General features: G+C 67.2%; 18 protein-coding genes and 2 tRNA genes. 7 read left to right on the top strand and 13 right to left on the bottom strand.

What is annotated here, in order from left to right:
• Positions 1 to 37 precede the first annotated feature (37 nt).
• From AC3A3J_RS04210 to dnaA, 13 genes are all read right to left on the bottom strand, one after another.
• Positions 38 to 1,222, bottom strand: a complete 1,185-nt coding sequence (locus AC3A3J_RS04210) for a tyrosine-type recombinase/integrase (RefSeq protein ID WP_487671083.1) — start codon at positions 1,220 to 1,222, stop codon at positions 38 to 40.
• A 351-nt stretch (positions 1,223 to 1,573) separates the two neighbouring features.
• A tRNA-Ala gene (locus tag AC3A3J_RS04215) sits at positions 1,574 to 1,646 on the bottom strand.
• Positions 1,647 to 1,670: 24 nt separating this feature from the next.
• Positions 1,671 to 1,744 (bottom strand) — tRNA-Ile (locus tag AC3A3J_RS04220).
• Between the two features lie 83 nt (positions 1,745 to 1,827).
• Positions 1,828 to 2,751, bottom strand: coding sequence for a hypothetical protein (locus AC3A3J_RS04225; protein ID WP_487671084.1), 924 nt, complete (start codon positions 2,749 to 2,751; stop codon positions 1,828 to 1,830).
• Positions 2,748 to 3,434: a LuxR C-terminal-related transcriptional regulator gene (locus AC3A3J_RS04230; protein WP_487671085.1), complete on the bottom strand. Its 687-nt coding sequence runs from the start codon at positions 3,432 to 3,434 to the stop codon at positions 2,748 to 2,750. Before AC3A3J_RS04230 ends, AC3A3J_RS04225 begins: the two co-directional genes overlap by 4 nt.
• Positions 3,422 to 4,690: a sensor histidine kinase gene (locus AC3A3J_RS04235; protein ID WP_487671086.1), complete on the bottom strand. Its 1,269-nt coding sequence runs from the start codon at positions 4,688 to 4,690 to the stop codon at positions 3,422 to 3,424. The genes AC3A3J_RS04230 and AC3A3J_RS04235 overlap by 13 nt, the downstream gene beginning before the upstream one ends.
• Positions 4,691 to 4,836: 146 nt before the next feature.
• Entirely contained in the window at positions 4,837 to 5,241 is a 405-nt protein-coding gene (locus AC3A3J_RS04240) for a DUF3566 domain-containing protein (RefSeq protein WP_487671087.1), read from the bottom strand.
• The gene (gene gyrA / locus AC3A3J_RS04245; RefSeq protein WP_487671088.1) at positions 5,238 to 7,793 is read right to left on the bottom strand and encodes a DNA gyrase subunit A; all 2,556 of its coding nucleotides are present in this window, start codon (positions 7,791 to 7,793) and stop codon (positions 5,238 to 5,240) included. Before gyrA ends, AC3A3J_RS04240 begins: the two co-directional genes overlap by 4 nt.
• A gap of 74 nt (positions 7,794 to 7,867) precedes the next feature.
• Positions 7,868 to 9,949, bottom strand: a complete 2,082-nt coding sequence (gene gyrB / locus AC3A3J_RS04250) for a DNA topoisomerase (ATP-hydrolyzing) subunit B (protein WP_487671089.1) — start codon at positions 9,947 to 9,949, stop codon at positions 7,868 to 7,870.
• A gap of 118 nt (positions 9,950 to 10,067) precedes the next feature.
• Positions 10,068 to 10,634 carry a DciA family protein gene (locus tag AC3A3J_RS04255; protein ID WP_487671090.1) on the bottom strand — a complete coding sequence of 189 codons (567 nt, stop codon included), beginning with the start codon at positions 10,632 to 10,634 and terminating at the stop codon, positions 10,068 to 10,070.
• Complete coding sequence (recF, locus tag AC3A3J_RS04260; RefSeq protein ID WP_487671091.1) at positions 10,631 to 11,809, bottom strand: DNA replication/repair protein RecF; 1,179 nt, start codon at positions 11,807 to 11,809, stop codon at positions 10,631 to 10,633. Before recF ends, AC3A3J_RS04255 begins: the two co-directional genes overlap by 4 nt.
• A gap of 52 nt (positions 11,810 to 11,861) precedes the next feature.
• Positions 11,862 to 13,007 (bottom strand): DNA polymerase III subunit beta, encoded by a 1,146-nt coding sequence (gene dnaN / locus AC3A3J_RS04265; protein ID WP_487671092.1) that lies wholly within the window; start codon positions 13,005 to 13,007, stop codon positions 11,862 to 11,864.
• Between the two features lie 519 nt (positions 13,008 to 13,526).
• On the bottom strand, positions 13,527 to 14,921 hold the full coding sequence (dnaA, locus tag AC3A3J_RS04270) for a chromosomal replication initiator protein DnaA (RefSeq protein WP_487671093.1): 1,395 nt from the start codon (positions 14,919 to 14,921) through the stop codon (positions 13,527 to 13,529).
• Positions 14,922 to 15,246: 325 nt separating this feature from the next.
• Between dnaA and rpmH the strand changes: the two genes are divergently transcribed.
• The 7 genes from rpmH to AC3A3J_RS04305 all read left to right on the top strand — a co-directional run bounded on the left by rpmH (position 15,247) and on the right by AC3A3J_RS04305 (position 18,778).
• Positions 15,247 to 15,384, top strand: a complete 138-nt coding sequence (gene rpmH, locus AC3A3J_RS04275) for a 50S ribosomal protein L34 (protein WP_022879826.1) — start codon at positions 15,247 to 15,249, stop codon at positions 15,382 to 15,384.
• A gap of 6 nt (positions 15,385 to 15,390) precedes the next feature.
• A complete protein-coding gene (rnpA, locus tag AC3A3J_RS04280) occupies positions 15,391 to 15,738 on the top strand; it encodes a ribonuclease P protein component (RefSeq protein ID WP_487671094.1) in 348 nt (115 codons plus the stop codon).
• A complete protein-coding gene (yidD, locus tag AC3A3J_RS04285; RefSeq protein ID WP_487671095.1) occupies positions 15,735 to 16,085 on the top strand; it encodes a membrane protein insertion efficiency factor YidD in 351 nt (116 codons plus the stop codon). The genes rnpA and yidD overlap by 4 nt, the downstream gene beginning before the upstream one ends.
• A gap of 3 nt (positions 16,086 to 16,088) precedes the next feature.
• Positions 16,089 to 17,156, top strand: coding sequence for a membrane protein insertase YidC (gene yidC / locus AC3A3J_RS04290; protein ID WP_487671096.1), 1,068 nt, complete (start codon positions 16,089 to 16,091; stop codon positions 17,154 to 17,156).
• Entirely contained in the window at positions 17,153 to 17,647 is a 495-nt protein-coding gene (locus AC3A3J_RS04295) for a Jag family protein (protein ID WP_487671097.1), read from the top strand. The genes yidC and AC3A3J_RS04295 overlap by 4 nt, the downstream gene beginning before the upstream one ends.
• 20 nt (positions 17,648 to 17,667) lie before the next feature.
• Positions 17,668 to 18,300 (top strand): 16S rRNA (guanine(527)-N(7))-methyltransferase RsmG, encoded by a 633-nt coding sequence (gene rsmG, locus AC3A3J_RS04300; RefSeq protein WP_487671098.1) that lies wholly within the window; start codon positions 17,668 to 17,670, stop codon positions 18,298 to 18,300.
• A 79-nt stretch (positions 18,301 to 18,379) separates the two neighbouring features.
• On the top strand, positions 18,380 to 18,778 hold the full coding sequence (locus AC3A3J_RS04305; protein WP_487671099.1) for a GNAT family N-acetyltransferase: 399 nt from the start codon (positions 18,380 to 18,382) through the stop codon (positions 18,776 to 18,778).
• Positions 18,779 to 19,101 lie beyond the last annotated feature (323 nt).

Below are 19,101 nucleotides of genomic sequence, written 5' to 3' on the forward strand. Positions count from 1 at the left end.
TTCCAGACCGCCTGACGGTGTCGGAGGACGGCGCTTGTCAGAACTCTTCATCGCCCGAGTAGACGAGCAGAGGGTCTGCTGTCACCCGTATGAGGTCGCCATACTCAACTAGCTCGGCCCGCACGAGATCCACAGATTCAGTATCGACGACCACATGAACGAAGCCGTCAGCCGGAGTGATTGATCCGATCTCCACTCGGCTGGTGATGCTCACCTTGAAGAGGAGGCGACTCCGCGCCTCTCGAGCCACCCTCTCGAGAGGATTGGTCCGCGCCAGTATTGCGGAGTGATCCTCAACGGTGGCACTTGGATCGACGTACGCTCTAAGAGCTCGACCGACACCCGCGTGTCCGAGCTGAGCGGCGGCAGCACGCAGACCGTCTGCTAGTCCGTACATACGCGTGAGCTCCTGGGCGAGGACGCTCGCGGCGGTATCGCGCAAGTCGTGGGGCGTAACCGCATTCCTCAGCCCGAGCTTCGCCAGCTCCCTCCGCAATCGCGTTCGGATGTTCTCCGGCGATAGAAAGCGGCTCGCAGCCGTGCGAAAAACCCACGCCGTTGGCGGCTGTCCGTCGCACCGAGCATCCAGCACCCTAGCCACATCGAAAGCGACGGTCACCGTTCGACGGCCCGCGGGAGTCTTCGCCCCAGAGATAGCGCCGTAGGTGGTGCCGCCTGGACGTGAGGCGGACTCGACCTTCCCGATGTGCGTCTCTCCGACCCGCAGTCTTCGAGTCGACGAATCCCAGTCACGCACCTGGAGCCCGAGGACCTCACCGATCCTCGCTGCCGCGCCCCGCATTGTCTGCCAAGTGTGCAGGAGTATAAGAGGATCGGTCCGACGACCTCGACTCTGAAGAGAGGCGAGATGTTGCTCGATGACCAACATCGTCTCAGGAGAAATCGGCCGCGGGGTCGGTTCGGGCGTCGCAATCTCGAATCCGCCTTGCGCCGGGTTGCTTGACACGAGGCCGCGATTGACAGCGTGTCGGAAGAAGGCGCGCATGACATCAACAAGACTCTTCGGCCGGATCGTCCTTTCATCAGCGTGGATGAAGGTGAAGATCTCATCATGGGTGACGGAATCCAAGACTCGTGCACCGAAGTGGGGGGCGAGATGGCGCTTCCAGGTAGACACGTACTGCAGTCGAGTCTGCTCGCTGACGACTGCCGTCTTTGCGTTCCGTTGAGCGGACTCCCACAGATCGGCGAGCTCAGCCATCGTCGTCGAGCGTCGGTCTCGCGGCTTACGTCCGTTGACCGCTCCGCGGATAGCTTCCAGAGCTTCCTCGCTGGTCGCTGCCTTACGTGAAAGAACAGACCGCTTGCCGTCTGGGTAGGTGACACCTACTTTCCAGGTGTAGCCGTTGCGCCGGTTCCCCCCCTCCACTTGCCATGGTTCCCCGAAAGAAGCGCCATTCAGGTCACGAGGGATTCGGGGCACTGACTCATGCAAACGGATTACTGGTTCGGATGCAACTCTCACGGATCCGCCGCTTGCTATCTGCTTGCTACGGGGAAACGAGAAGGCCCCGCACATGGCGGGGCCTTCTCGAACTGTCTCAACACAGTGTGGAGCCTAGGAGATTCGAACTCCTGACATCCTGCTTGCAAAGCAGGCGCTCTACCAACTGAGCTAAGGCCCCGTGCGGGGATTTTGAGTTTCGGAGTGGGGCTACCAGGACTTGAACCTGGGACCTCTTCATTATCAGTGAAGCGCTCTAACCGCCTGAGCTATAGCCCCGTCAACCTCCGAAACTTTACCGGAGATTCGCGGAAAGTCCCAATCGGGGACGAGACCCGGGTGAGTCCCGCCCCCGACACCCGTCAGCGGCCGGGTCGGATGGTGGCGCTGCCGGCCGAGAGCGACACGTCGATCACGTTGCGCGAGCCCGACGACTGCTTCACGGTCGCATCGAGCGACCCGGCGTCGATGCTCTGATCGATGCGGTACTCGGCATCGGGCAGGGTGAGGTCGAGCGAGCCGGCGCTCACGTCGATACCGGTGCGCGCGGGCGCGGTGCCGGTCAACCTCACCGCCAGGTCGCCGGCCGAGACCGAGAGCGTCGCCTCGTCGACGTCGTCGAGCAGCAGGTCGGCGCGACCGGCACTCATGTCGACGTCGACGCTGAGCGCCGAACCCTCGATGTCGAGCGCCCCCGCGTTCACGTCGACGGCGAGGGCACCGAAGTCGCCCACCACGTCGAGACTGCCCGCGTCGAGCGACAGGTCGGCGTCGATCGCCTCGTCGCGCAGCGACTCCGGCAGCGTGATGACCGCCACCTCGCCCTCGCCGAACCAGCTGCCGAACCACCAGCCCCATCCGCGGTTGGCGCTGTGCACGACGAGCTCGTCCGACTCGCGCTCGAACGTCCACGCCGGTCCGCGCGGGTTCGTCACCTTCAGCTCGGCCTCGTCGACGTCGGCGAACTCGACGCGCACACTGCTCGCGTCGGCATCCACGCGGATGCTGTCGATGCCGTCGACGTCGACGGTCTGCACGGCGGTGGATCCGTCGGTCGACGCGAACATCGCCCCGGCGGTGGCGAAGGCGGCGGTGCCGCCCGTTCCCACCAGAGCGAGCCCGCCGGCGATCGCGGTGATGATCCCGATCGCGGTGAATCCGGCCGTCCGCGAGGCGGCGGGGCCGCCGTCCGCCGCGGGTGCCTGACCCGTCGGTGGTGCTGGCTGCGCAGAGCCCGGCGCGGGCGGGGGAGTGAGCGGGGTGCGGTCGTCGTTGTTCGTGGTCATCGTGTCGTTCCCGTCTGGTTCGGCGACGCGGGGCCGCCGAGGTTCTCGATGTGGGCGAGGGCGGCGAGCACGCGGCGGTTTCCCGACTCGTCCTGCTCGAGGCCCAGCTTCTGGAAGATGGAGGTGATGTGCTTCTCGACGCTCGCCTCCGAGACGAAGAGCAGACCGGCGATGGCCTGGTTCGACTTGCCCTCGGCGATCAGCGCGAGCACCGTGCGTTCCCGCTCGGTGAGCCGGAGCATCCGGTCGTCGCGGTTGCGCCGCGTGAGCAGCTGGGCCACGACCTCGGGGTCGAGCACCGTGGCGCCCTCGGAGATGCGGTTCACCGATTCGAGGAACTCCGCCACGTCGGCCACCCGGTCTTTCAGCAGGTAGCCGAGGGGACCGCCCTGCGCCGCGATGAGGTCGGACGCGTAGCGCTCCTCGACGTACTGCGACAGCACGAGGATGGCGAGCGACGGATGCGTCGAGCGGAGGCCGAGCGCTGCGCGGATGCCCTCGTCGGTGAACGTCGGGGGAAGCCGCACGTCGAGGATGCACAGCTCGGGCGACTCCGCGGCGACCGCCTCGGTGAGACCGTCGGTGTCGGGCAGGGCCGCGACCACCTGGTGTCCGGCGTCTTCGAGCAGCCGCACGAGTCCTTCCCGCAGGAGCACGCTGTCTTCGCAGATCAGGATGCGCATGGCACGTTCACCTCCAGGCTGGTGGGTCCGCCGAGCGGGCTGTCGAGGCGGAACGTGCCTCCCGCGGCGAGGATGCGGTTCGCGATGCCGTCGAGCCCGCCGCCGGGCTGCACCTGGGCACCGCCCATGCCGTTGTCCTCGACGCGGGCCCACAGCGTTCCCCCGTCACGCAGTCGCACGACGACGCGCGCCTCGCTGGCCCGGGAGTGCTTGGCCGCGTTGGTGAGCGACTCGGCGATCGAGAAGTACACGGCCGCCTCGGCCTCGCGGCTGCACCGCCCGTCCATGCGCACGTCGAGGTGCACGGGGATGTGCGATCGCCCGGCCAGCGCCGACAGGGCGGCGTCGAGTCCGCGGTCGTCGAGCACCGACGCGTGGATGCCGCGCGCGAGCTGCCGCAGCTCGGTGATCGCCGCCTTGGTCGAGGTGTGCGCCTCGGCGATGAGCTCTTTCGCGGCGGCGGGGTCGTCGTCGATCTTCTGCTGGGCGAGGCCCAGGGTCATACCCACCGACACGAGCCGGGGCTGGACGCCGTCGTGCAGATCGCGCTCGATGCGGGTGCGCTCGACGTCGGCCGCACGCACCGCCCCTTCGCGCTGTGCAGTACTCGTGCGCACCTGCTCGGTGAGCTCGGCCTCACGGCTGCGCACCACGATCGCGAGCGACAGGGTGCGGTGCAGGAAGGCGAGACCGATCGTGCCCCCGACGGCGGCCGCGATGCCGAGGATGCCGACCAGCGGCGCCCACATCACCGGGATGCCCCCGCCGCCGAACGGACCGAAGACGCTCTCGGCCGGGGTCAGCGGAGCGAAGAGCAGCACCACCGAGCCGACCAGCGCGGCGAACAGGCGGAGCACGACGAAACCGAGGATCGCGGTGATGGCGAAGTTCGCCAGGGCGCGCCACATGCGTCCGTCGACGGCCTGGCGGCCGAGGGCGCGCATCCAGCCGACGAAACCGGGACGGTCGCGCGGCCGCCAGCGCAGCGGAGCGACCGGAACGCGGTACAGCGCGCCGACCCGGCCGATCTCGAACCAGCCGACACCGAACAGCGCGTAGACGAGACCCACCAGGAAGACGAGGCCGATGCCGGCGACGAGCAGCAGACCCAGACCGGTGCTGAGCACGCCGGTGAGCACCGTGAAGATCACGCCGCCGATCAGTCCGACACCGGCGAGATGCAGCACCGTGAGGAAGAAGCGCAGGGGCGGCCGGTCGGCTCTCGCCCGCTGCGGGATCGCTGTCTGTGTGGTCATGGTTCCACGGTAGAGCCGGGGGTCGGGGCCCGACACCGAGTCAACCGGACACCTCGATTCGGGTTTTCCCTACCGTGTTGTGGAGGAAGGCCCGCGGGAACGACGAAGGGGCGGATGCCGCAGCATCCGCCCCTTCGCGAGAACCGTCAGTTCGAGGTGAAGCCGACGAGCAGACCGCCCGTGACCTTCACCGCGAAGTTGTAGATGCCGGCGACGACCGCGCCGAGCACCGTGAAGACGATGAGGTTGAGGATCGCGACGACGGCCGCGAACGCCATCACCTGCGGCAGGCCGGCGATCTCGCTCAGCACGATCTCGTTGTTGCTGAAGCTGCGGAGGAACTCCTCGGCCTTGAGCATCACACCGGTCGCGTCGAGCACGAGGTAGATCAGGAAGAACGACACCATCGTGACGATCGCCAGCGCCACGGCGCCGAGGAACGACAGCTTGATCGCAGACCAGAAGTCGACGTAGACCAGGCGCAGGCGCACCTGCTTGCCGCTGGTCTTGCGGGTGGATTTCTTCGCGAGCTTGTCGGCTACCGTGCTCATGCGTCCGTGCTCTCCTCGGGGGTGTTCGTCGTCTCGGTGACGTCGGAAGCGGCATCCGCCTCCTCCGACTCCTCGTCGGACAGGCCGCGCTCACTGTTACGGGCGATCGCGAGGATCCGGTCGGCTTCCGTCGTCCGGGCGAACACCACTCCCATGGTGTCTCGGCCCTTGGCGGGCACCTCGGCCACGGCAGAGCGTACCACCTTGCCGCTGGAGAGAACCACCAAGACCTCGTCGTCCTCGGCGACGATCAGACCACCCGCGAGAGTGCCTCGATCGTCGTTCAGCTTGGCCACCTTGATGCCGTATCCGCCGCGCCCCTGGACCCGGTATTCCTGCACCGCGGTGCGCTTCGCATACCCGCCGTCGGTCACGACGAACACGAAGCAGTCGGGGTCGGCGACCGAGGCCGAGAGCAGGCTGTCGCCCTCGCGGAACTTCATGCCCTTCACGCCGGCGGTCGCGCGGCCCATGGGACGCAGCGCCTCGTCGGTCGCCTGGAAGCGCACCGACATGCCCTTGCGGCTGATGAGCAGGATGTCGTCGGATGCGTCGACGAGCAGCGCCCCGACGAGGGCGTCGTCGTCGTTCAGACGGATCGCGATGACGCCGCCCTGACGGTTGGTGTCGTACGCCTCGAGCCGCGTCTTCTTGACGAGACCGTCGCGGGTGGCGAGGACGAGGTAGTCGGCCACACCGTAGTCGCGGATGTCGAGCACCTGCGCGATGCTCTCGTCGGGCTGCATCGCGAGGAGGTTGGCGACATGCGTGCCCTTGGCGTCGCGACCGGCCTCCGGCACCTCGTAGGTCTTCGCGCGGTAGACGCGACCCTTGTCGGTGAAGAAGAGCAGCCAGTGGTGCGTGGTCGTGACGAAGAAGTGCTCGACGATGTCATCCGCCCGCAGCTGCGCGCCCTTGACGCCCTTGCCGCCGCGGTGCTGCGAGCGGTAGTTGTCGCTGCGCGTGCGCTTGATGTAGCCCTCGCGCGTGACGGTGACGACCATCTCCTCCTCGGCGATGAGGTCTTCCATCGAGACGTCGCCGTCGAAGCCGTGCAGGATGTGGGTGCGGCGCTCGTCGCCGAAGCGGTCGACGATCGCGGTCAGCTCCTCGCGGATGATCGCGCGCTGACGCAGCTCGTCGGCGATGATCTCGAGATAGTCCGCGATCTGGGCCTCCAGCTCGGTCGCCTCGTCGACGATCTTCTGCCGCTCCAGGGCGGCGAGGCGACGCAGCTGCATCTGCAGGATCGCGTCGGCCTGGATGTCGTCGATCTCGAGCAGCTGCTTCAGCCCGGTGCGCGCGTCGTCGACCGTGGGGGAGCGGCGGATGAGGGCGATGACCTCGTCGAGGGCGTCGAGCGCCTTGAGGTAGCCGCGCAGGATGTGCATCCGCTCCTCGGCCTTGCGCAGGCGGAACTGCGTGCGGCGCACGATCACGTCGATCTGGTGCGAGATCCAGTTCGTGATGAAGCCGTCGATCGCGAGGGTGCGCGGCACGCCGTCGACGATCGCGAGCATGTTCGCGCCGAAGTTCTCCTGCAGCTGCGTGTGCTTGTACAGGTTGTTCAGCACGACCTTCGCGACGGCGTCGCGCTTGAGCACGACCACGAGGCGCTGGCCGGTGCGGTCGGACGACTCGTCGCGGATGTCGGCGATGCCGGTGATCTTGCCGTCACGGGCGAGGTCGCCGATCTTCACGGCGACGTTGTCGGGGTTCACCTGGTACGGCAGCTCGGTGATGACGAGGCAGGTGCGGCCCTGGATCTCTTCGACGTTCACGACCGCGCGCATCGTGATCGAGCCGCGTCCGGTGCGGTACGCCTCGTGGATGCCCTTGGTGCCGAGGATCTGCGCGCCGGTCGGGAAGTCCGGACCGGGGATGCGCTGGATGAGCCCGTCGAGCAGCTCCTCGCGAGTGACCTCGGGGTTGTCGAGCGCCCAGAGCGCCGCCTCGGCCACCTCGCGCAGGTTGTGCGGGGGGATGTTCGTGGCCATGCCGACCGCGATACCCACCGATCCGTTGACGAGCAGGTTCGGGAACCGGGCCGGGAGGACCGTGGGCTCCTGCGTCTGACCGTCGTAGTTGTCGGTGAAGTCGACGGTCTCCTCTTCGATGTCGCGCACCATCTCGAGCGCGAGGGGAGCCATCTTGGTCTCGGTGTATCGCGGCGCCGCGGCGCCCATGTTGCCCGGCGACCCGAAGTTGCCCTGACCGAGGGCCAGCGGGTACCGCAGCGACCACGGCTGCACGAGACGCACGAGGGCGTCGTAGATCGCCGAGTCGCCGTGCGGGTGGTACTGACCCATGACCTCGCCGACGACGCGGGCGCACTTCGAGAACGACTTGTCGGGGCGGAAGCCGCCGTCGTACATGCCGTAGATCACCCGGCGGTGCACGGGCTTGAGCCCGTCGCGCACGTCGGGCAGCGCGCGTCCGACGATGACCGCCATCGCGTAGTCGAGATAGCTGCGCTGCATCTCCGACTGCAGGTCGACCTGGTCGATCCGGCCGTGATCGTGCTCGGGGACGGGGCGTTCTTCGTCAGTCATGTGTCATTTCCTGGGTTGCTGAGCGTGTCGAAGCATCCGGGACCCCGCGGCGCGCCGGGGGACCCACGGAATGGCTAGATGTCGAGGAAGCGGACGTCCTTGGCGTTGCGCTGGATGAACGTGCGCCGCGACTCGACGTCCTCGCCCATCAGCACGCTGAAGATCTCGTCGGCGGCCGCGGCATCCTCGATGGTCACCTGACGCAGCGTGCGCGTCGAGTGGTCCATCGTGGTCTCCCACAGCTCCTTGGCGTTCATCTCGCCGAGACCCTTGTAGCGCTGGATGCCGGCGTCCTTCGGGATGCGCTTGCCGTTGTCGAGGCCGTACTTCAGCAGCGCGTCGCGCTCGTCGTCGCTGAACACGTACTCGTGCGGCGAGTTCGACCACTTCAGGCGGTAGAGCGGCGGCATCGCGAGGTACACGAAGCCGGCCTCGATGAGCCCGCGCATGTAGCGGAACAGCAGCGTGAGCAGCAGCGTCGTGATGTGCTGGCCGTCGACGTCGGCATCCGCCATCAGCACGATCTTGTGGTATCGGGCCTTCTCGATGTCGAAGTCCTCGCCGATGCCCGTGCCGAACGCCTGGATCATCGCCTGGACCTCTTTGTTGCCGAGGGCCTTGTCGAGACGCGCGCGCTCGACGTTCAGGATCTTGCCGCGGAGCGCCAGGATCGCCTGCGTGTGCGGGTCGCGACCCTGCACCGCCGAGCCGCCGGCCGAGTCGCCCTCGACGAGGAAGATCTCGCTGATCGACGGGTCCTTGCTGGTGCAGTCCTTGAGCTTGTCGGGCATCGCCGCCGACTCGAAGACGCTCTTGCGGCGGGCCGTCTCGCGCGCCTTGCGCGCCGCCATACGGGCGGTCGCCGCGTCGATCGCCTTGCGGATGACGTTCTTCGCCTGCGCAGGGTTGCGCTCGAACCAGTCGCCGAGCTGATCGCCCACGACCTTCTGCACGAACGCCTTCGCCTCGGTGTTGCCGAGCTTGGTCTTCGTCTGGCCCTCGAACTGCGGCTCGCCGAGCTTGATCGAGATGACCGCTGTCAGGCCCTCGCGCACGTCGTCGCCCGAGAGGTTGTCGTCCTTCTCCTTGAGAAGGTTGTTCGCGCGGGCGTAGCGGTTGACCAGCGTCGTCAGCGCCGCGCGGAAGCCCTCTTCGTGCGTTCCGCCCTCGTGCGTGTTGATCGTGTTCGCGTAGGTGAAGACGTTCTCGGTGTACGAGGTGGTCCACTGCATGGCGACCTCGAGCGAGATCTTGCGCGCCGTGTCCTCCGACTCGAACGCGATGATCTCCTCGGTGACGACCTCGGCGTGGCGCACCTTGTTCAGGTACTCGACGTAGTCGACGAGACCGCGCTCGTAGAAGAACACGTCGTGGGGCTGCTTCGCGATCGCCTGCCCCTCCTCCTCGATCTCGTACACCGAGGACGCGCGCTCGTCGCGCAGCTCGATGCGCAGACCCTTGTTGAGGAAGGCCATCTGCTGGAACCGGGTGCGCAGCGTGTCGTAGTCGTACTCGGTGGTCTCGGTGAAGATCTCGCCGTCGGCCCAGAACGTGATGCTCGTTCCGGTCTCGTCGGTGCTCTCGCCCTTCTCGAGCGCCTGCTGCGGCTTGCCGCCGTCGGCGAAGCTGTGCCGCCAGACGTGGCCCTTCTGCTTGACCTCGACCTCGAACCGCGTCGACAGCGCGTTCACCACCGACGAGCCGACGCCGTGCAGACCGCCGGAGACGGCGTACGCGCCGCCGCCGAACTTGCCGCCCGCGTGCAGGATCGTCAGCACGACCTCGACGGTCGACTTGGTCGGGTCGGAGGAGTGCGGGTCGACGGGGATGCCGCGGCCGTTGTCGACGACGCGCACGCCGCCGTCCTCCAGCAGCGTCACGAAGATCGTGTCGGCGTAGCCGGCCAGCGCCTCATCGACCGAGTTGTCGACGATCTCGTAGACGAGGTGGTGCAGACCGCGGGGCCCGGTGGATCCGATGTACATGCCGGGGCGCTTGCGCACGGCCTCGAGGCCCTCGAGGATCTGGATCGAGTCGGCACCGTACTCGGGGAGGTCCGGGGGTGTCGATGTGTTTCCGTTCGCGGAGCCCGTCGAAGGGTCGGGGGTTCCCCCGGTCGTCGATTCGGACTCGTCAGCGGGGGATTCAGGTGTCATCAGAAGACATTCTCCACATCGATAGTTCGAACTCCCAGTCTAGCCGGGTTTCGAGTGGGAATATCGCTCAACGGCCGCGTGTGGCCCTCTGAGGCGTCCGACCCCCTCGGATGGTGCCCTACCCGTAGGTATCGCGCGGACCCCGCCCTGGGACGACTCTGGGACCCCATTTCCAGGAGGGAACGTCCGGTCCGATGAAGCGGAGGTTCTCCACCCCGGCGTCGGGATAACGCCGACCGATCTCGGTGAGGATAGTGCCGCGCATGTACTGGAGGTTCTTCGCCCAGGCCGTCGAGTCGCACTTCACCGTGAGCAGTCCGCGCTCGAGCGACACCGGTTCTGAGTGCTGGGCGGTGTCGGCGCCGGCGAGGTCGGCCCACTGCCGCACCAGGTCTTCGCGGGCGAGGGCGACCTGCCAGCCGGAGTCGCGGCTGAGCTTGTCGAGCACGTCGCCGAGCGCGCCCGGATCGCGGCCCGGAGCGAACGGCACGTTCTCGTCGTCGACCGTGAGGCGCTTCTTGCGGCGCCAGTTCTTGCTGCTCGGCTTCAGCCCGCGCAGGCGCAGATAGGTCGCAACCGTCTCGGGCGGCGCGGGCACGGAGGAGTCGGATGCCGCGGCAGACGACGCATCCGACGCCGCGGATGCGCGGGGAGCGGGCTGACCCGGCCGAAGGGTGTCGTTCATGCCGCGCCTCCCTCGCGCTCGTCGGTGATCGTGCCCGCGGTGATGCGGACGACGTGCGCGTGCAGCACCTCGGGGATGTCCTCCTCGACGGCAGCGGTCACCACCACCTGCTCGTATCCGGCGGTCAGCGCGGCGAGGCGCTGGCGGCGGTCGGCGTCGAGCTCGGCGAACACGTCGTCGAGGATCAGCACCGGGTCTCCGGCCGGCGATTCGCTGCGCAGCAGCTCGGCCGAGGCCAGGCGCAGGGCCAGCGCGACCGACCATGATTCGCCGTGCGACGCGTAGCCCTTCACCGGAAGACCGCGCACCCGCAGCACGAGGTCGTCGCGATGCGGGCCCGTGAGCGTGAGACCGCGGTCGAGTTCGCTGGCGCGCTTCGACGCGAGCGACGAGCGGAACATCTCGGCGACGGATGCCGGAGCCGGCGCATCCGCCTCGGCGTCACCGGCCGCGTCGTCGCCGTCTTCGGGGTCGCCGCCGCGGATCGACAGCGCCCACTCGAGCTCGGGGCGATGGTCGGCACCCGCGATCGCGGCGTACGCGTCGGCGACGGGCTGCTGCAGATCGGCGGCCAGGCGCTGACGGGCGACGATGATCTCGGTGCCGAGGGCCACGAGCTTGTCGTCCCACACATCGAGCGTGCTGAGCGCCTCGCCGCGGATGCCCCGGGCTCGGGCCGACTTCAGCAGGGCGTTGCGCTGCTTGAGCACGCGGTCGTAGTCGCCGAGAACGGCGGCGAGCCGAGGGGTGCGCTGAATGAGGAGCTGATCGACGAACCGACGACGCGCCGACGGGTCGCCCCGCACGATCTGCAGGTCTTCGGGGGCGAAGAGCACCACGTGGGCGTACCGGGGGAGCTCGTTCGTCTTCGACGGCGACCCGTTGATGCGCGCCTTGTTCGAGCCCTGGCGGTTGAGCTGCACCTCGGCCAGCACCTTGCGCTCCCCGTGGGAGAGTCGAGCTCGGATGATCGCGAACTCCTGGCCATCGCGCACCATCGGCGCGTCGGCCGAAACGCGGTGCGAACCGAGGGTGGCGAGGAACACGACCGCCTCGGCGAGGTTCGTCTTGCCCTGACCGTTGCGGCCGACGAGCACGTTCGGACCGCGGTGCAGAGCCAGTTCGGCGGTCGCGTAATTGCGGAAGTCCACCAGGCTCAAGTGCTCCACGATCACGCGTTCACACTACCTTCGGGGTCGGACAGTGCTCGCTCCGGCCCGATCGGGATCAGCGGAGGAGCAGGTTGGGCTGGAGCAGGTACTTGAACGAGTCGAGACCGGCCTGGTCGACCGAGGTCTGGCTCGTGATGAGCACCGGGCTGAGCTTGTTCGCGTTGTCGCTCGACGTGAACGTCACGCGCACGAACTCGCTCTTCACCGCGCCGAGCGCCTCGATGAGGTACTGCGGGTTCAGGCCGAGCACCACCTCGTCGCCGCCGGTGAGGATCGCGTCGACCGACTCGGATGCGCGTGCGTGCTCGCTGCCCGAGGCATCCATCGTCACTCCGTCGCTCGAGAACGTGAACCGCAGCGGAGCGGCACGGTCCAGGACCAGGGCGACACGACGGACGGCCTCGACGAGGTCGGCGGTGTTCACGACCGCGTAGTGGTCGGTCTGCTCGGGGAAGAGTCGGCGCACGGGCGGGAAATTGCCCTTGATCAGCAGCGACGTGACGGTCTTGTTGCCGGCGGTGAAGGCGATGATCTCGCGGTCGCCGGCACCCGAGAACGCGATCTGGATCGTGCCGGCGTGACCGAAGGTCTTGCCGACCTCGAGCAGCGTGCGTGCGGGAACCAGTGCGGTCTGGTCGCCCGCGGCTTCGCCGTCCCACGGCACGTCGCGCAGCGACACCCGGTAGCGGTCGGTCGCCACGAGGCTGAGGTTGTGCCCGGAGACCTCCAGCTGTACACCGGTGAGCACCGGGGTCACGTCGTCGCGTGATGCGGCGAAGCCGACCTGCGCGATGGCGGTGCCGAACTCGTCGGCGGGGACGACACCGGAGGGGCCGGACACCTCGGGGATCGACGGGTATTCCTCGACCGGCATGGCCGCGAGGGTGAACCGTGCAGAGCCGCAGGTCACCGCGATCCCGCCGTCGTCCTCGACGGCGATGTCGATCGGGGCGTTCGGCAGGCGGCTTGCGATGTCCGACAGGAGTCGGCCGTGCACGAGGATCGTGCCGGGGTCGTCGACCGTGGCCTCGATGGTCGTGCGGGCGGAGGCCTCGTAGTCGAACGCCGAGAGGGTGAGCCCCGATCCGTCGGCCTCGATCAGCACACCGGCCAGGATCGGCTGCGGATTGCGCTGCGGCAGGAGCTTGACGACGAACGAGACGGCCTCGCTGAAGACGTCGCGATTGACCTGAAACCTCACGGGTGCTCCCTTGTCGTCGATCTGAGACGGGTGTCGTCGGTGGGCTGCAGGGCGTGGCCGACTGCAGGGCTTCCCATGCTAGCCCCACGATCAACCCGATCCCTACGACGAGGTTTCCTGTCATGCCTCGGGGTTCTCCCCACCCGTCTGGTGATCGGATCGCGCCTTAACCGGATTAACTTCTTAACGGTGTTAACAGCTGTGGATACTGTGGATAAGTCGGTGGATAGCAGTCGGCCGTAGGGAACTACACGTTTGTCAGTTGTGGAATTCCTGAGGAATCCGGGGGTGGAGAGCATCCGACGTCCGATTCGTTGTCCCCGAGTTATCCACAGGAATGGGCGATCGGCCCACATTCGTCCCGATGCGCACCCCGATAATCCACAAGTTATCCACATGTGCATAGAGGCATCTTTTCGAGGGGGCTCGGCGGCCGTCCGGCGCGTCGCGTCTCCGCGGAAACGAGAAAGGGCACGGATCCGCGATCGGATGCCTTTCCCTGCAGGTCGAGCGCCGGTGTCAGCGGCGTCCGAGCTGGGTGGTGATCTCGGTGACCTGGTTGTAGATCGAGCGCCGCTCCTTCATGAGGTCGCTGATCTTCTTATAGGCGTACATGACGGTGGTGTGGTCGCGGTTGCCGAACAGCTGCCCGATCTTGGGCAGGGAGAGGCTCGTGCGTTCACGGCACAGATACATCGCGATCTGACGCGCAGTGGCGATCTGCTGCGACCGGCTCGACCCGTACAGGTCGTCGACGGTGAGCTTGAAGTACTGCGCGGTCGCGGTGATGATGTCGGTCGGCGAGATGATGTTGTCCTCCGCCGTGTCGACGATGTCGCGCAGCACGGTCTGGGCCAAGGAGATGTCGAGCGCCGAGCGGTTCAGGCTCGCGAACGCCGAGACGCGGATGAGAGCGCCCTCGAGTTCGCGGATGTTCGACGACACCACGGTGGCGATGTACTCGAGCACCTCGTCGGGGATGTGGAGCGCCTCGCTCTGCGCCTTCTTGCGGAGGATGGCGATACGCGTCTCGAGGTCGGGAGCCTGCACGTCGGTGATGAGGCCCCACTCGAACCGGCTGCGCATGCGGTCCTCGAAGCCGGTCAGGTGCTTCGGCGCGACGTCGCTGGTGATGACCACCTGCTTGTTGTGATCGTGCAACGTGTTGAAGGTGTGGAAGAAGGCCTCCTGCGTCTCGGCGCGACCCTGCAGGAACTGGATGTCGTCGATGAGGAGGATGTCCACCTCGCGGTACCGCGCCTGGAACGCCGCGCCGCGGTTGTTCGCGATCGAGTTGATGAAGTCGTTCGTGAACTCCTCGCTCGACACGTACCGCACCTTCACCCCGGCGTAGAGGGACTGGGCGTAGTCGCCGATCGCATGCAGGAGGTGCGTCTTGCCGAGCCCGGAGTCGCCGTAGATGAAGAGCGGGTTGTAGGCCTTGGCGGGTGCCTCCGCGACCGCGACGGCGGCGGCGTGGGCGAATCGGTTGGACTGCCCGATGACGAAGTTGTCGAAGGTGTACTTCGGGTTGAGGCGCGACTCGTGCCGCAGCGGCGTCGGCTGCTCCATCGGCGACTCGACGCGCCCCGTGCCCTCCTGTCGACCGAAGTCGGGGACGGCGATGGGTGCGGTCGGCTGCTCGGCGAGCTCGGGGTTCACCACCACGCGGAACGAGGTGACCTCTTCGCCGACGTGCGCGAGCGCCTCCATGATGGGCAGCCGAAGCCGCTTGTTGATCTGTGCGGCGGTCAGGTCGTTCGGCACCTCGAGGTAGAGCGTCGCCGACATCACCCCGGCCGGAACGGCCAGGCTGAGGAAGCCCTGCAGCTGCGGGGTCACCCGGTCGTCGTCGACGAGCAGCTCCTGCACCGTGGTCCAGATCGGCACGTCGGGCTGGGCAGGTGAGGACATGACGCTCCGGAGGCTGTGATCGGGCGAGGCGGCGCGGGTTCCGTCCTCCGCCTGTGGATAACTACGGATGCCCACGCTAGTCACCGAGGCTCGGAACGGCAACCTGCCGCGGTATATCAACGCGCGTGTTGTGTGCGGGGTGGGGACGGAGGTTGTGGATAATGGCTGTGCGGTACCCACCGGATGACAAGGGTCGCGGCGCGCAGATTTGCTCTGCGCGCCGCAGCGACGTACCCTTAGTCGGTTGACTTATGCCTTTTCGGCAGTTCCCTACAGATGTCTCCGGTCGCAGTGAATCCGGTGACAGCACCCCCGGAGTGATTCCATGAGCAAGCGCACCTTCCAGCCCAACAACCGTCGTCGCGCCAAGAAGCACGGCTTCCGCGCCCGCATGCGCACCCGCGCCGGCCGCGCCATCCTGTCGGCACGCCGTGCGAAGGGCCGCACCGAGCTCTCCGCGTAACCCGCTGTGCTCGCCCGTCCGTACCGTCTGACCCGCGGCAGCGACTACCGCATGGTGGTTCGTCGCGGATCGCGGTGTGGAGGAGCGAAGGTCATCACCTCGGTGATGACCACGGATGAGCCCCGCGGTCCGCGGTTCGGCTTCATCATCAGCAAGCAGGTGGGCGGCGCCGTCGTTCGCAACACGGTTCGTCGTCGCCTCAAGGCCGTCTGCGCCGAGGCGCTCGACCGCGTCCCCGAGGGCACGGATGTCGTCATCCGTGCCCTTCCTGCGTCCTCGTCGGCGACGTACGACGAGTTGAGGTCGGACGTGCACCGCTGCCTGCGGCGTCTGACGTCGGCGGCCGCATCATGACCGCGCTGCCCGCGTCGTCGATCGGGTCGGGACGGATGCACGCGCGCGATGCGCTGCGGAGCATCCCGCTCATCCCGCGGAACCTGGTGCTCGGCTTCCTGACGGGATACCGCAAGGTGATCTCGCCGATGTATGGCGACGTCTGTGCCTACTACCCCTCCTGTTCGGCTTACGCTGTAGGGGCGGTGCAGCAGCACGGCGCCGTGCGGGGAGCAGTGCTCTCGGCCTGGCGCATCCTCCGTTGCAATCCCTGGTCCCGCGGGGGCGTCGACGACGTGAAACCGCACGCACACTTCCGTTACGACCTGACCGCCCGTGGTTTCGTCGTTCCCGCTCGAAAGGACTGACCGGTGGGTCTCGACCTTCTGCTCGCCAGCGCCACACCGTCGCCGGCCCCCTCCTCCGGAGGTTTCGACCTGATCGGTACCATCCTCTGGCCGCTGAAGTGGCTGGTGGAGCTGGTGCTCGTGGCCTGGCACTGGCTGCTGACCGCGGTCGGGATGGCCGCGGACTCGGGTCTCACCTGGGTGCTCTCGATCGTCGGGCTCGTCGTCGTCGTGCGCGCTGCGCTGATCCCGCTGTTCGTGAAGCAGATCAAGAGCCAGCGCAAGATGATGGAGATCGCTCCTGAACTGCGCAAGGTGCAGGAGAAGTACAAGGGCAAGCGCGACCAGCTCAGCCGCGAGGCCATGAGCCGCGAGACCATGGCGCTGTACAAGAAGCACGGCACGACGCCGATGTCGAGCTGCCTCCCGCTTCTCGTGCAGATGCCGATCTTCTTCTCGCTGTTCAGCGTGCTGAGCGACGTGACCAAGCACCACGCCCAGGGCGTCGGCGGCGTGGGCCTGCTCAATCAGGAGCTCACCGAGCAGTTCTACGATGCCAAGCTCTTCGGCGTCGCGTCGCTGCACGAGACGCTCGGCAACGCGGTGGATGCCGGCAACACCACGGCGATCATCATCCTCGTCACGCTCGTCGTGCTCATGATCGCGTCGCAGTTCTTCACCCAGCTGCAGATCATTTCGAAGAACCTGTCGCCCGAGGCCAAGACCGGCCAGGCGTACCAGATGCAGAAGATCATGCTGTACGTGCTGCCGCTGGGCTTCATCTTCTCGGGTGTGTTCTTCCCGCTCGGCGTCGTCATGTACTGGTTCGTGTCGAACCTGTGGACCATGGGCCAGCAGTTCCTCGTGATCCGAGAGATGCCGACGCCCGGCTCTGAGGCGGCGAAGGCCCGCGAAGAGCGTCTGGCGCGCAAGGGCAAGGCGATCGATTCGTCGGGCAAGGTCGTGTCGATGGCGACGTACGAGGCGGAGCAGCAGCGTCTGCTCGAGGCGGCCGAGAAGGCGAAGGCCGAGGCCCCGAAGCGTCAGCAGCCGGTGGGCAAGAAGCGTGCGAAGAAGAAGGGGAGCGCATGATGAGCGAGAGCATCACCGAGCGTGTCGAGCCCACCGTGGCCGAGCTCGAGAACGAGGGCGACATCGCCGCGGACTACCTCGAGGAGCTCCTCGACATCGCCGACATCGACGGCGACCTGAACCTCGATGTGCGGCAGGGACGCGCGTACGTGTCGGTCGAGGCCGACAGCGGTTCGCTGAGCCTGCTCTCGGCTCCCGATACCGTGCAGGCCCTGCAGGAGCTGACCCGACTCGCAGTGCAGAACAAGACGGGCGCGTTCTCGCGGCTCATCCTCGACATCGGCGGGTCGCGCGATGCGCGGCGCCGGCAGCTCGAGACGCTGGTCGACGCGGCAGCCGCGAAGCTCGACGAGGGCGCATCCCAGGCATCCCTGCCGGCGATGTCGAGCTACGAGCGCAAGCTCGTGCACGATGTCGCGGCCGAGCGGGGATTGGTGTCGGAGTCGTACGGTGAGGGCGCCGACCGCCACACCGTGCTGCGCCGTCGCTGAGCCCGGAGGTCGGGACGACGATGAGCGCTGAGCTCGAGGTCGAGCCGCCTGCAGCGGTCGACATCTTCGGTGATCGGGTCGATCTCGCGCGTGCGTTCACCGCGGCGCTCGCCCGCGAGGGGGAGGAGCGCGGCCTGATCGGTCCGCTCGAACTGCCGCGTCTGTGGACGCGCCACGTGCTGAACAGCGCGATTGCCGCACCGCTCGTGCGTGGGCACGTCGCCGACATCGGATCGGGAGCGGGACTGCCGGGTCTGGTGCTCGCGATCGCCCGACCGGACGTGCAGTTCACATTGGTGGAGCCGATGGAGCGGCGTGTGTCGTGGCTCACGGAGCAGCGGGATGCGCTGGGTCTGGGTAACGTCGAGATCTTGCGGGCGCGGTCGGAAGACGTGCGGCGCCCGGGTGCGTTCGACGTCGTGACCGCGCGCGCGGTGAGCGCGTTGCGCACCCTGCTGCCGATGACGGCGCCGCTCGTGCGTGACGGCGGAGAGCTCACCCTGTTCAAGGGGATGAACGCCGACAAGGAGATCGAGGCGGCGCAGAAGCAGATCAAGAAGTACCGGCTGTCGGACGTGCGGGTCGAGGTACTGGGCGAGGGCGTGCTCGGCGAGACGACGCGCGTCGTGCGGGCATACGTCCGCACCGTCTGACTCCCACCCGCCTCTTTTTGTCGTGATTAAACCTCTGAACTGGGGTTTTCGTCCCGCTGATGCCTCGGATGCCTCGTGGATGGCCGAGCTCCGCGCCGTGGTGATGCGGCCCGACCTGGAGCGTCTCGGCGTCTTCGATCCTCAACGCGTACGGCAGCGGTTCCTTAAGGCCTATGAACCGTCCGATACCCGCGTGATCACCGTCGATGGCCGCGACCGCGGTCTGGTCGCCCTGCGCGCCGCCGTGGACGGCTGGTGGCTGGAGCACTTCTACCTGTCTCCCGAGGTGCAGGGCCGAGGGGTGGGGCATGCGGTGTTGGAGACGCTGCTGTTCGCACGCGATGAGCGTCCGTATCGGTTGAACGTGCTGCAGGGTAGTGCTGCTCGTCGTCTGTACGAGCGGTTCGGGTTCGCTGCGTATGAAGAAGACGACGTGGATGTCTTCATGATTCGGAGCATGCCTGCGGCGTCCGTCTGAGCAGGTGAGCTGGCGGTGGGTCGTCGGGTGAGACGGGGCTCGTTCCGTTCTCCTCATCGGCATAGTGGGCCGAGGGGAGTGCTTCGCGTCGCGTGCGATGCTCACCGCCCGTATGTGGGCGTCGAGTTCGAGACGGGCGCGGATGCCGGGGAATCCGACACAGCAGACGAAGCGCGATTCGCCGGTTTCACGTGAAACACAGGTTCGCCGTGTTCGTAACGTGAATGGAGCGATAAGGAGGTGCACCGCTCGGCATGGGCCACGTGAGCGGGGGAGTAGTGGGGGGAGTCGCCATACGCGGCGGCCGGCGTGACGTCGATCTC

This window comes from Microbacterium sp. Soil_N32 (assembly GCF_057655505.1).